Source organism: Pseudoclavibacter endophyticus, from assembly GCF_008831085.1.
GTDB classification, from domain to species: Bacteria; Actinomycetota; Actinomycetes; order Actinomycetales; family Microbacteriaceae; genus Pseudoclavibacter; species Pseudoclavibacter endophyticus.
Map to the genome: position 1 here is coordinate 2,144,998 of NZ_WBJY01000001.1, position 12,340 is coordinate 2,157,337.

The 12,340-nt window shown below is 71.5% G+C and carries 10 protein-coding genes and 1 rRNA gene; all 11 read right to left on the reverse strand.

What is annotated here, in order from left to right; translation table 11 throughout:
• Positions 1 to 122 precede the first annotated feature (122 nt).
• A complete protein-coding gene (locus F8O04_RS09655; protein WP_158028997.1) occupies positions 123 to 1,505 on the reverse strand; it encodes a heparan-alpha-glucosaminide N-acetyltransferase domain-containing protein in 1,383 nt (460 codons plus the stop codon).
• A gap of 48 nt (positions 1,506 to 1,553) precedes the next feature.
• Complete coding sequence (locus tag F8O04_RS09660) at positions 1,554 to 2,636, reverse strand: site-specific tyrosine recombinase XerD (RefSeq protein WP_158028998.1); 1,083 nt, start codon at positions 2,634 to 2,636, stop codon at positions 1,554 to 1,556.
• 38 nt (positions 2,637 to 2,674) lie between these two features.
• Entirely contained in the window at positions 2,675 to 3,307 is a 633-nt protein-coding gene (locus F8O04_RS09665; RefSeq protein ID WP_158028999.1) for an NUDIX domain-containing protein, read from the reverse strand.
• Positions 3,304 to 5,166, reverse strand: coding sequence for a CTP synthase (locus F8O04_RS09670; protein ID WP_158029000.1), 1,863 nt, complete (start codon positions 5,164 to 5,166; stop codon positions 3,304 to 3,306). Before F8O04_RS09670 ends, F8O04_RS09665 begins: the two co-directional genes overlap by 4 nt.
• Positions 5,167 to 5,172: 6 nt before the next feature.
• Positions 5,173 to 6,915: a DNA repair protein RecN gene (recN, locus tag F8O04_RS09675; RefSeq protein ID WP_158029001.1), complete on the reverse strand. Its 1,743-nt coding sequence runs from the start codon at positions 6,913 to 6,915 to the stop codon at positions 5,173 to 5,175.
• Entirely contained in the window at positions 6,912 to 7,847 is a 936-nt protein-coding gene (locus tag F8O04_RS09680) for an NAD kinase (protein WP_158029002.1), read from the reverse strand. The genes recN and F8O04_RS09680 overlap by 4 nt, the downstream gene beginning before the upstream one ends.
• Positions 7,844 to 8,746 carry a TlyA family RNA methyltransferase gene (locus F8O04_RS09685; protein WP_158029003.1) on the reverse strand — a complete coding sequence of 301 codons (903 nt, stop codon included), beginning with the start codon at positions 8,744 to 8,746 and terminating at the stop codon, positions 7,844 to 7,846. The genes F8O04_RS09680 and F8O04_RS09685 overlap by 4 nt, the downstream gene beginning before the upstream one ends.
• 1 nt (position 8,747) lies before the next feature.
• Positions 8,748 to 8,969, reverse strand: a complete 222-nt coding sequence (locus tag F8O04_RS09690) for a hypothetical protein (RefSeq protein WP_158029004.1) — start codon at positions 8,967 to 8,969, stop codon at positions 8,748 to 8,750.
• An 11-nt stretch (positions 8,970 to 8,980) separates the two neighbouring features.
• Positions 8,981 to 10,024, reverse strand: coding sequence for an HAD-IIA family hydrolase (locus F8O04_RS09695; RefSeq protein WP_158029005.1), 1,044 nt, complete (start codon positions 10,022 to 10,024; stop codon positions 8,981 to 8,983).
• A gap of 87 nt (positions 10,025 to 10,111) precedes the next feature.
• Positions 10,112 to 11,329 (reverse strand): tetratricopeptide repeat protein, encoded by a 1,218-nt coding sequence (locus F8O04_RS09700; protein WP_158029006.1) that lies wholly within the window; start codon positions 11,327 to 11,329, stop codon positions 10,112 to 10,114.
• Positions 11,330 to 12,269: 940 nt separating this feature from the next.
• A 5S ribosomal RNA gene (gene rrf, locus F8O04_RS15345) occupies positions 12,270 to 12,340 on the reverse strand; the annotation flags it as partial.

Sequence of the window (12,340 nt, forward strand, 5' to 3'; positions counted from 1 at the left end):
GTCTCGCGGCTTGGACGCGAGCCTACGACGGCCACGCCGCGACCGGGTGACCGACGCACCTCTCCGACCAGCGCATCCCCGCCCTCGCTTCAACCTCAAGTTGAAGGTCAGGCGCGCGAACGTCACATCACAGCCGCGCCGCGCCGCGCGCCGCGCAGACCGGCCGCCCAGCGACCGCTCGCCGTGACGAGTGACTCGAGCGGGCCGCGCATCCGAGCGAGCCGGATGGCGGCCCCGATCGCGAGTGCGACGAGGATGTTGACGAGCCAGATCTGCCAGCTCGACGCGAGCCACGAATCGGCGGCGCCGGAGCCCTGCGCGAGCAGCCGCAGCGCCGTCGTGAGGACGACGTGCACGGCGTAGACGGTGAGGGGCGCCGCTCCCGCGCCGAGCACCGGCAGCAGGATGCGACCGGCGAGTCGGCCGAAGAAACTCGCGACGATGATGCAGACCCCGATGACCGCCATCGCGACGCCCGCGGTGATCAACAGGTCGAACGGCGTGCTCGTGTGCGGGCCCGTCGACAAGAGGTTCGTCAGGCTGTCGGTGGGCGTCGTGCCGTACGCGTTCTCGCGAAGCGACTCGAGCTCGATCTGTTGTGCCTGCGCCGGGTCAGCGGCCCCCGACTCCCAGTCGCCGCCCATGAGCCCGCCCGGCGCGCCGTCGTCCATGGTCCCGCCCGACCCGAGCGTCGGGAGGTAGACGTAGCGCACGATCACGAGGTTCACGAGCGTCACGAGCGCCGCCACGCCGCCGCCCCACAGGGCAAGCTGGGCGCCGAGTCGACGAAGCGGGCCGCGATCGGGCGAGAATGCCGCTGCCGTGCCGGTTCCGGACACGCCGACCGACCCGACCCGCTCGACGATGAGCTTGCCGATCGCCATGCCGACGAACCCGTAGACCATCCACGCGATCGCCGGATAGGTGCCGGTCAGCAGCAGGTCGGTGACGAGCAGGTGCGGCGAGAGCAGGTCGGCGAGGTTCGGCGATTTGATCGGCCAGTCATCGGTGGCGAGCAGCAGCCGGAGTCCGTGCGAGCAGAACGGCCACACGATCGCCCACACCGCTGCGGCGATCAGCAGCCACCGCGCGCGCAGCCGCACGAACGGGATGAGCAGCCAGAACAGCACGCCGTAGTACGTCAGGATCACGAGGATGTAGAACGAGAACATGCCGAGCACGAGCCCGATCACGATGAGCGCGGCCCCGCGGCCGAAGAGCGCGAGCCGCGCCGCGCGCGCGTCGCCGGCGTCGAGGTGGCGGCGCGTGGCGAGCACGATGCCGACGCCCGCGAGCACCGCGAAGAGGGACGCGGCCTTGCCCTCGAGCGCTCCCGTGAGCGGAATCGTCGCTCCCTCGGCGTCGCTCAGCCACAGGTGCGTGCCCATCATGCCGATCAGCGCGAGGAAGCGGGCCAGGTCGAGGCCGTCGACGCGCCACGACGGAGCCGATCCGGCGGTCGCGGTCGATGACGCCGGATGCTGCTCGGGCGGTGACGAGGTCATGCCGGCCACGCTACCGGGAACGGGCGGCACGACCGGGCGCGGTCGGCGCTATCGCGCGCGCGGGTGGCTCGTGAGGTACACGTCGCGCAGCGCATCGGCGGTCACGAGGGTGTAGATCTGGGTCGTCGAGACCGAGGCGTGCCCGAGCAGCTCCTGCACCACGCGCACGTCGGCGCCGCCCTGCAGCAGGTGCGTCGCGAAGGAGTGCCGCAGCACGTGCGGCGAGACGTGCTCCGAGAGGCCGGCACGCTCGGCCGCCGCGTGCAGCACGTGCCAGGCGCTCTGGCGCGAGAGGCGCGCGCCGCGCACGCCGAGGAACAGGGCGGGCGTCGCCCGCCCCTTCGCCGAGAACAGCGGCCGGGCACGCACAAGGTAGGCGTCGAGCGCGCGGCGTGCGAAGCTCCCGACCGGTACGAGGCGCTGCTTGTCGCCCTTGCCGCGCACGCGCACGAGATCCGGCATCGCCGGCCGAGCCGCCGAGGCATCGTCCTCACCACTGGCCGGGGCGCCACCATCCGTGGCGCCGTGGGCGCCGCCGTGCGTGGGCTGGCCTGCGCCTCCCCCGCGCACGAGGTCGTCGACGTCGAGCGCGACGACCTCCGAAATGCGTGCGCCGGTCGCGTAGAGCAGTTCGAGCAGGGCGCGATCGCGAAGCTGCGCGGGCTCGTCGCCGCCCGAGGCGTCGAGGATCGCCGCGACCTGGTCGACCGTCAGCGCCTTCGGCAGGCGAGACACCTGCTTCGGGGCCGCGACGTCGTGCGCGACGTCCTCGTCGACGAGTTCCTCGTCGAGCAGGAACCGGTGCCAGCCGCGCACGGCTGACAGCACGCGCGCGACCGACGACGGCTTCATGGGCGGATGCCCCGCCGACGCGTCGCCGTCGTGTAGGCGGCCGACGAACTCGGTGACGTGCGACCGCCGGATGCTGCGAGCATCCGGAACGCCCCACACGCCCAGCGCGCCGAGGTATCGGGCGAGGTCGCGACGGTACGCCGCGACGCTGTTGGGCGACAGGCCGCGTTCGATTGTCACGTGCCGCAGGTAGCGCTCGACCTGGCGGGCCAGTGCGGGCGCCGCCGTGCTGCCGCCATCGGCGGCCGCGGCCCCTGGCCCTGCCCCTGCGTCACGCACGCGGCGATGCTATCGCCGAGCCACCCGCCTGCGGAGCATCAGGCGGCGGGTCCGGGCGGGCGCGTCGGCCACGGCGCGTCGGCCGGCCGCAGATCGGCCCAGCCCGCGGCGCGCGAGGCGCAGGCCGCGTAGATCGCGATCACGGTCGAGGCGTTGTGGATGCGCCCCTCGCGCACCGCGCGGGCGGCGTCGTCGAGTGCGACCCAGCGCGGCTCGATCTCGGCCTCCTCGTGCGTGCGCGCGAACGCCTCGTCCGTCGGCCGCACGCCGCGGGCGAGGTAGACGCGGATCGACTCGTTGTTGCCGCCGGGCGTCGTGAAGAAGTCCTGTAGCACCCACCACTGCTCGGCGACGAGGTCGGCTTCTTCGGCCAGCTCGCGTTTGGCCGCCTCGAGGGCGTCTTCGCCCGGCTGGTCGAGCAGGCCGGCCGGCAGTTCCCAGTCGCGCACCCGCACCGGGTGCCGGTACTGGCGGATGAAGAGCGCCCGGTCGTCGTCATCGAGCGCGAGCACCGCGACGGCGCCCGTGTGGTCGACGAACTCGCGCGTGATCGTCTGCCCGCCGAGCACGAAGCGTTCGCTCACGACGTTCCACACGTACCCGTCGTGCAGCGTCTCTCGCGAGGCGATCTCGACGTCGGCGGGCTCGTCGGCGAAGCTGCCGTCGGTCATTCGCGCCCGCCGGGGAACTCGTCGGCCACGACCGGCGCGCCCGCGGCATCCGCGCCCTCGACGACCACCTGGTCGGCCACCGGCGCGTCACCGACCGGGCTGGCCTCGACGTCGTCGACCTCGACGAGACGCTGCAGGCGCTGGCGCTCGAGCGCGGCTCCGATGAGTCCGGCGAAGAGCGGATGCGCGCGGTTCGGGCGCGAGGCGAGCTCGGGGTGCGCCTGTGTCGCCACATAGTAGGGGTGCGCGTCGCGGGGCAGCTCGGCGAACTCGACGAGCGTCCCGTCGGGCGAGGTGCCCGAGAACACGAGCCCCGTGTCGGCGATCTGCTCCCGGTACGCGTTGTTGACCTCGTAGCGGTGCCGGTGGCGCTCGGTCACCTCGGTGGTGCCGTAGGCGTCGGCGACGACCGACCCCTCGGCCAGGGTGGCCGGGTAGAGGCCGAGGCGCATCGTTCCCCCGAGGTCGCCACCCCGCAGCACGTCGACCTGCTCGGCCATCGTCGCGATCACCGGCGAGGGCGTCTCGGGGTCGAACTCGGTCGACGAGGCGTCATCGATGCCGGCGAGGTTCCGGGCCGCCTCGATGACCATGCACTGCAGGCCGAGGCAGAGGCCGAGCGTCGGGATCTCGTTGGTGCGCGCAAACCGGAGCGCGCCGAGCTTGCCCTCGATGCCGCGGATGCCGAACCCGCCGGGCACGCAGACGGCGTCGACGTCGCTGAGCAGGCGGGCGGCGCCCTCCGGGGTCTCGCACTCGTCGGACGGCACCCAGCGCACCTGCACGCGCGTCGTGTGGGCGAAGCCGCCGGCGCGCAGGGCCTCGGTCACCGAGAGATACGCGTCGGGCAGGTCGATGTACTTGCCGACGAGGGCGACCGTGACATCGTGCTTCGGCTCGTGCACGGCCTTCAGCAGGCGCTCCCAGCCCGACCACTCGAACTCGTCGCCCTCGAGGCGCAGCTGCTCGATGAGGTACTCGTCGAGGCCCTGATCGCGCAGCGCCGATGGGATGTCGTAGATGGACGGCAGGTCGACCGTGTTGACGACGGCGCGCTCCGGCACGTCGCACATGAGCGCGATCTTGCGCTTGTTGCTGTCGGTCACGGGCCGGTCGCTGCGAAGCACGAGGGCGTCGGGCTGAATGCCCGCCTGGCGCAGCGCCTGCACCGAGTGCTGCGTTGGCTTTGTCTTCTGCTCGCCGGACGCGCCCATGAACGGAACGAGCGACACGTGCACGAAGAACACGCTGTCGCGGCCGAGCTCGTGACGCAGCTGGCGCGCCGACTCGATGAACGGCTGCGACTCGATGTCGCCGATCGTGCCGCCGATCTCGGTGATGATCACGTCGGGCCGCGGCTCCTCGGTGGCCTGCAGGCGCATCCGCCGCTTGATCTCGTCGGTGATGTGGGGGATGACCTGCACGGTGTCGCCGAGGAACTCGCCGCGGCGCTCGCGCGCGATGACCTCCGAATACACCTGCCCGGTCGTGACATTGGCCGACTGGCTGAGGTTCACGTCGAGGAATCGCTCGTAGTGCCCGATGTCGAGGTCGGTCTCGGCCCCGTCGTACGTGACGAACACCTCGCCGTGCTGGAACGGGTTCATCGTGCCGGGGTCGACGTTGAGGTACGGGTCGAGCTTCTGCATGACGACACGGATTCCGCGCGCGGTCAGCAGATTTCCGAGGCTCGCGGCCGTGAGGCCCTTGCCGAGGGAGGAGACGACGCCGCCGGTGACGAAGACGTGCTTGACGGGGGGCAGTTGCAGCGCTGGGCGTTCCGCGGCGGAGTCATTCACGGATTTCAATCCTATCCCACCCGTCGGTCGGTGCTCGGTTTCACCGCGGGTGTCTCGCATTCCTGCTCAGGCCGAGGTCTCGTGCTCGGCGAGCCGGAGCAGCTCTTCGGCGTGGGAGCGGCCCGATTCGCTCTCTCGCAGCCCCGAGAGCAGCCTCGTGATCTCGGCCACCCGCGCATCGCCCGTGAGCGAGCGGATCGACGAGGTCGTCACCTCGCCATCGCTCGACTTCTCGATCTGGATGTGGTTGGTCGCGAAGGCCGCGACCTGGGCGAGGTGCGTGACCACGATGACCTGCGCGTGCCCGGCGAGGCGGCGAAGGCGGCGCCCGATCTCGATCGCGGCCGCGCCGCCGACGCCGGCGTCGACCTCGTCGAAGACCAGGGTCGGCACGGGGTTCGCATCGGCGAGCACGACTTCGAGCGCGAGCATGACGCGCGAGAGTTCGCCCCCGGATGCCCCGCGCTGGATCGGCGCGGGCGTCGCGCCGGCGTGCGGTCGCAGTTGGAACGCCACGCGGTCGCCACCATGCTCGCCGAGGTGCTCGGTCGGCTGCACGTCGACCGTCAGCACGGCATCCGGCATCGCCAGTTGCGTCAGCTCGGCGGTCACGCGCTCGCCGAGCGCCTTCGCCGCTTGGCGCCTCAGCTCGCTCAGCGTCGCGGCTTCGCTCTCGAGCAGCTCGCGAGCGGTCTGGGCCTGGTCGGTCAGCTCATCGAGGCGGGCGTCGTCGCCCTCGAGCTCGATCAGCCGCATGCCGGCGTCGTCGTAGGTGCGGATGACGTCGTTGAGCGCCGGCCCGTAGCGGCGCGTGAGGTCGACGAGCGAGGCGAGCCGCTCGTTGAGCGCGTCGAGCTCTCCGATGCCGTCGAGGTCGAGGCTGTCGAGATATCCGCTGAGCCGGAGCGCCGCGTCGTCCAGGCCGTAGAGCACGTCGGTCAGAGCGGCCGAGACCGACTCGAGCTCGCTGTCGCGCGCCGCGGCGCGTTCGACCCTGGCACGGGCATCCTCGATCTGCGCGGCCGCCGCCGGTACTCCCTCCGAGGCGCTCTCGTCGCCGCCGCGCAGCAAGGCGTGCGCCTCGCCGACGAGGCGGCGGATCTCTTCGCGGTGCTCGAGCCGCTCGATGCGCTGCAACAGCTCGGCGTCTTCGCCGGGTTTCGGCTCGACCGGTTCGATGTCTGCGATGGCGGTGCGAAGCGCCTCGGCCTCGCGCACGCGCTCGTCCCGCGCCGCAGTGAGGCCTGCGAGCTGGGCCTGCAGCGCGCGCTCGCGCGCCCACGCGTCGGCGACGCGCTCGCTCACCGCGAGCAGCTCGATCCCGCCGAACGCGTCGAGCGCCGCACGTTGGGCGCCCTCGCTTCGCAGCCGCAGTTGGTCGCTCTGCCCGTGCACCACCACGAGTTGCTCGCCGAGATCGGCGAGGGTCGCGGCGGGCACCGACGTGCCACCGAGCCAGGCGCGGCTTCGGCCATCGGTCGCGCTGATCTGGCGCGTCACGAGCAGTTCGCCGAGTTCGAGGGCATCCTCCGTGATCCCGAACGTCTCGATCGCGCCGCCGGCATCCGCGACGGCTCCCGCGACCTCGCCGTCGGCCGGGACGATCCAGCGGCCCTCGACCACCGCCTTCGGCGCGCCGGTCCGCACCGTGCCGGGTTTTGCCCTGCCGCCCAGCAGCAGCCCGAGGGCCGTCACGATCATGGTCTTCCCTGCGCCCGTCTCACCGGTGATCGCCGTGAAGCCTTCTCCGAGGGGAAGCTCGGCGTGGTCGATGACGCCGAGACCGCGGATCTCGATATCGCCGATCACTGCGGCACCGGTCCTCTCCATCCGGAGGTGGGCAGACGGAACTTCTCGACGAGCCGCCGCGAGAACGGCGCGTCGTGCAGCCGCGCGAGCGTCACGGGCTGCGACGACGTCGTCGCCTCGATGCGAGCCCCCGGCGGCAGATCGACCTGGCGGCGACCGTCGCACCACATGACGCCCGCGGCGCCGGTTCGCGGCACGATCTCCACCGCGAGGGTGGATGCCGTGCTGACGATGACGGGTTTGGAGAACAGCGCGTGGGCGCTGATCGGCACCATGAGCATGGCCTCGACCTCGGGCCACACGACCGGTCCCCCGGCCGAGAACGAGTAGGCGGTCGACCCGGTCGGCGTCGAGAAGATGACGCCGTCGCAGCCGAAGCTCGAAAGCGGCTGCCCGTCGACCTCGACGACGACCTCGAGCATCTTCGCCCGGTTGACCTTCTCGATCGACGCGTCGTTGAGGGCCCACTCCCGCGCGATGACGTCGCCGGCGGCGTTGGTGATCGTAAGGTCGAGGGTCATGCGCTGCTCCACGACGTAGTCGCGATCGAGCACGCGCTTCACGGCGTATGGCAGCGAGTCTCGCTCGCTCTCGGCGAGGAAGCCGACGTGGCCGAGGTTGACGCCAAGGATCGGGATGCCCGTCTCGCGAAGGATCTCGGCGGCGCGCAGGATCGTGCCGTCTCCCCCGAGCACGATGCACAGCTCGACCTCGGAGTGGTCTGCGCGGCCATGGAGGCGGTCGCAGCCGTTGCGAAGCCGGCCCGGCTCGATGCTCGTCAGCGCGTCGGCGACCGCCGGTTCGAGCACGGGCGTCACACCGTGGTCGAGGAGCACCTCGACGGTGCGGAACCCGGCCTCGACCGCGTCGGCCCGGCCGGTGTGCGCGACGACGAGGATGCGCCGGCGAGTCGCGCGGTTCGCGTCGCTCATGTCGGCTCTCCCCTCGTGGTGTCCCCGGTGACCTCGCGGATGCGGTCGGTCCATTGTGTCGGATGCTCACCCCGAGCGGCGAAGTGCGCCAGGAATTCGCGATTCCCGTGCGTGCCGGCAATGGGCGAGGCCATGATGCCGAGCGTACCGAGATTCGCCTCGAAGGCCTGCTGCACAACGCCCGACACCGCCCCGCCCACGAGCCGCTGATCGGCCACGATCCCGTCGCGGACGCCCTGCCTGCCGACCTCGAACTGCGGCTTGATAAGCACGACGAAGTCGGCGTCCTCCCCGGCCGTACGGCGCAGGGGTCCGAGCACGTGGCGGAGCGAGATGAACGAGAGGTCGGCCACGACGAGGTCGAGCTCCCCGGCACGCGGGGTGCGGGGACCGGCGCCGTCGTCGGCTTCGGCCTCCTGGCTTTCGCTGCCTGAACCCCGCAGCATCCCGTCGAGCCCGTCACGGGTGAGGTCGCGCGCGTTGACGCCCTCGAGCAGCGTCAAGTCGGGGTGCCCGGCGAGGGGCTCCGCGAGCTGGCCGTGCCCGACATCGAGGGCGATGACGTGTCGTGCGCCTCGTTCGAGCAGCACCTGCGTGAAACCGCCGGTCGAGGCACCGACATCGAGGGAGGCGCGACCGCGCGGGTCGATGCCGAACTCGTCGAGCGCGGCGACCAGCTTCAGGGCCGCCCGCGACACGTAGCGATGCTCGGGATGCTCGGCGCGCACCTCGATCGTGTCACCCTCGGTCACGCGCAGGGAGGGCTTGGTCGCCACGGCGCCGTTGACGGTGACCGCTCCGAGCTCGATCAGCCTGGCGGCGTGGGTGCGGCTCCTGGCGAGCCCTCGGCCGGCGAGGGCCTGGTCGAGGCGAGACGCCCCGGTCGTGTCGCCCGGCACGTCACGAGGTCTCGTCGAGCGCGCGCGTCAGCTGCTCGTGCAGACGGCTGTAGCGTTCAGCGCGTTCCTGCAGCGGGGCGGCCTCGATCTCGGCAAGGTGTTCGCCGACGTCGGCGAACCGGTCACCGGGCTCGGCGCCGGTCGGATCGTCGCCGGTCTGCTCAGCCCCGGTCCGCTCGGCGCCGGTCTGATGCCGCGCATCCGGCTCGCGCTCGTCGATCATGCCCTCGTCGCTCATATCCAGCCGCCCTCCGGCTCCGTATACAGGCGCTCCGGCACGCGCAGCGCGTAGATGAGCTTCTCCGAGGCCGCGATCGCCGCGCAGGCGGCGCGCAGCAGGTCGAGGTTCGACCGGCTGGGGGCGTCGATGCGCACGTCGATGCCGTCGACCGTCACCTGCGCCTTGCCGACGCGTGCGGTCGCCCGCTCGGGCCGAGCATCGATCTCGATGTTCGGGTATGGCTGCTCGAGGCCCCGCAGGTCGCCGATGATGTAGTCGGCGCGGTCGCCGGGCGGCGCGGCGATCAGCTGCTTGGCCCGGTCGATCCCGGTAAGGACGAGCACGCTGCGCATTCCGGCCTTCGCCGCCCCGCGGATATCGGTGTCGAGCCGGTCTCCCACGAAGATCGGGGCCGTGGCTCCGAACCGGCGGACGGCCTCGGCAAAGATCGGCGTCTCCGGCTTGCCGGCAACCAGGGGCAGCTTCTGCACTGCGGTGTGGACGGCCGAGACGAGCGTGCCATTGCCGGGCGCAACCCCCCGTTCCACCGGGATCGTCCAGTCCTGGTTCGTCGCGATCCAGGGGATGTCGCGGGCGAGCGCGAACGCCGCCTCCGCCAGGTGCTCCCAGCCGACGTGCCGGGCGAAGCCCTGCATGACCGCGTCCGGAGCGTCATCGGCCGACCTCGTGATGCGGTACCCCGCGCGCTCGAGCTCGCGCTCGATCCCCTCGCCGCCGACGACCAGCACGAGGGCGCCGGGGGCGACGTGCTCGCGCAGCATTGTCGTAGCTGCCTGCGGGCTCGTCACGACACTGCGCGGCTCGGCGTCGAGGCCGAAGCCGCGCAACTGCTCGGCGACCGCCTCGTCGGTACGGGCGGCGTTGTTCGTGATGTATCCGACGTCGAGGCCGCGTGCCCGGATGCCGCGGAGGCTCTCGACCGCGTGCGGAATCGCGTTTCGCCCCCGGTACACGACCCCGTCGAGGTCGGCGAGCACCAGGTCGGCGCCCTCGATGGGCGACGGGCCCATGCCCGTGCCCCGAGTGAAGAGCCCCATAAGACGTCCTCTCGTCGTTTGGTTGGTGGTGGACCCGAGCGTGCCACGGCGTCACCGACGTCCTCGGCCACGCAGGGCCCGCCGGCACTACAGATCGAAGAGCGTTGGGCCCTCCTCCTTGGCACGGGGCTCCGGCTCGGACTCCGGCTCGGGTTCAGGCCCCGGCTCGGACTCCGGCTCGGGTTCAGGCCCCGACTCAGACTCCGGCTCCGGCACAGGCTCCGAGTCCGATGCCGACGCCGACTCGGGTTCAGGCCCCGACTCGGGTTCAGGCCCCGACTCCGACGCCAGCTCAGGCACAGACTCACGCACCAACGCCGATTCCGGTTCCGACTCGGACTCCGGCACCAACGCCGACTCCGGCTCCGGCTCCGGCTCCGGCTCCGGCTCCGGCTCCGGCTCGGACTCAAGCTCCGACTCCGAATCCGAATCTGGCTCAGGCGTCGACTCGAACTCAGGCGTCGATTCCACGTCTTCTCCGGTGGACAGCGCGTCGTCCGACCGAGGCGGCGCATCCGCGTCTCTTTCCGCGTCGGCGTCGTCGTCAGCCACTCGGCCATGCTGTTCGAGGTACGCCGCGAGTTCGTCGCCTTCGAGCTCTTCCGAAACGACCTCGATCGTCTCGTGCTCGTCGTGGTCTGCGGCCTCGAGTGCGTCCCCGGCGCGCACGGCCAGCGCGTCCCAGCGCTCGGCCTCGTCCGCCCGGCCCAGCTCGCGCAGCACTTCGGCGTAGGCCCCGAAGAGCGCGGGGCTGTACGGGAAGGCTCGACGCTCATCGAGCTGCTCGATCTCGAGCTCGGCGAGCGCGAGCTCCGGCTGACCCTGGTCGAGGCGTGCCCCGGACATGGCGATGGCGACGTTGACGCGCTCCTGGGGCGGCAACGTGGCGAGGTCGACGCTACGTCCGAGCTCGAGCCCGCGGTCGGGTCGGCCGAGGCCGCGCTCGCTGTCGATCATGAGCGCGAGCTGGTCATTGCTGCCGCTGATGCGGCGGTAGGTCCGCAACTCCCGCAGCGCTAGCGCGAAGTCTCCTGTCTGATACGCCGTGATCGCCAGCGTTTCGCGCACCATGCCAATGCGCCCACCACGCCTGACCGCGCTCAACGCGTGCTGATGGGCGCGTTCCGGGTCATTGTCGATGAGCATGGCGACCATGACGAGGTGCTCCGCGACGAAGTCGGCGTTCTCCTTGGTGAGCGTCTTGAGCTGCACGCGGGCGGCGAAGGGGAGGTCCTTGGCCGTGACGCCGGCCGGAATCTCGGGGTCATCGTGCTCGGCTCGAACCGGACGCAGCTCCCGACGCATCTGCTCCTCTGGCGAGAGCTCGCGATCACGGTCGTCGAACGGTCGCCGGTCGCCCCGGGGCGCGCCCCGTGCTTCGCGGCGATCGGGCACTCCCCGGCGGTCGTCGAAACGGCGCCCTCCCGAGGCCGCACCGCCACGCGGTCGCTCGCCGCCCTGACGTGAGCCGCCGCGTGCCCCATCGCTGGCACCAGCCCGGCCTCCGCCGGAACCACCGGAATCGCGCCGGTCGGCACCCCAGCGTCCCTCGCCGTGGGCCGGGCGCTGGGGCGACCCCGCCCCCGACCGCTGACCGCCCGTTCGACCGTCCGTTCGACCGTCGCGAGAGAACCGCCGCTCGCCACCTGCGGCGTCACGATCCCGGTCACGAGAGATCCGACGCTCACCATCGCCACCACGACCAGCACCATCCCGATCACGAGAGAACCGACGCTCACCATCGCCACCACGACCAGCACCATCCCGATCACGAGAGAACCGACGCTCACCATCGCCACCACGACCAGCACCATCCCGATCACGAGAGAACCGACGCTCACCATCGCCACCACGACCAGCACCATCCCGATCACGAGAGAACCGACGCTCACCACCGGGAGAGCCTCCGCCATCACGGCTGCGGTCCGACGAGCGGTCCCGCTGCCCGTCACGGCGATCGACAGCGCCATTGCTGTCCTCGCGATTCCGATCACCTTCGCCCTGGCGGCGGGGATTGTCGCGGAAGGGCCGCCCACCGCCGGCGGCTCGTTCACCACCGCGATCGTCGCGGGGCCGGCGCTGCTCGCCGTCGTTCTCTGCCATGTGGACGTCCTCTTCTCCCGTGGGATGCGCTGTCAAGTTGTTGCGCCGGACATGCCGACGAATGCACGAGTATACGCGCGCGGGGTCGTTAAGTGCGAAACGCCCGCTCCCACAAGCGTGGGGCGGGCGTTTCGTGAAAGAAGTCCGGCGGTGTCCTACTCTCCCACAGGGTCCCCCCTGCAGTACCATCGGCGCTGAGTGTCTTAGCTTCCG

Coding starts and splice junctions, on each gene's coding strand:
- F8O04_RS09655 (WP_158028997.1), bottom strand. CDS start 1,505: ATGACCTCGTCACCGCCCGAGCAGCATCCGGCGTCATCGACCGCGACC.
- F8O04_RS09665 (WP_158028999.1), bottom strand. CDS start 3,307: ATGACCGACGGCAGCTTCGCCGACGAGCCCGCCGACGTCGAGATCGCC.
- F8O04_RS09670 (WP_158029000.1), bottom strand. CDS start 5,166: ATGCGAGACACCCGCGGTGAAACCGAGCACCGACCGACGGGTGGGATA.
- F8O04_RS09680 (WP_158029002.1), bottom strand. CDS start 7,847: ATGAGCGACGCGAACCGCGCGACTCGCCGGCGCATCCTCGTCGTCGCG.
- F8O04_RS09690 (WP_158029004.1), bottom strand. CDS start 8,969: ATGATCGACGAGCGCGAGCCGGATGCGCGGCATCAGACCGGCGCCGAG.
- F8O04_RS09695 (WP_158029005.1), bottom strand. CDS start 10,024: ATGGGGCTCTTCACTCGGGGCACGGGCATGGGCCCGTCGCCCATCGAG.
- F8O04_RS09700 (WP_158029006.1), bottom strand. CDS start 11,329: ATGCGTCGGGAGCTGCGTCCGGTTCGAGCCGAGCACGATGACCCCGAG.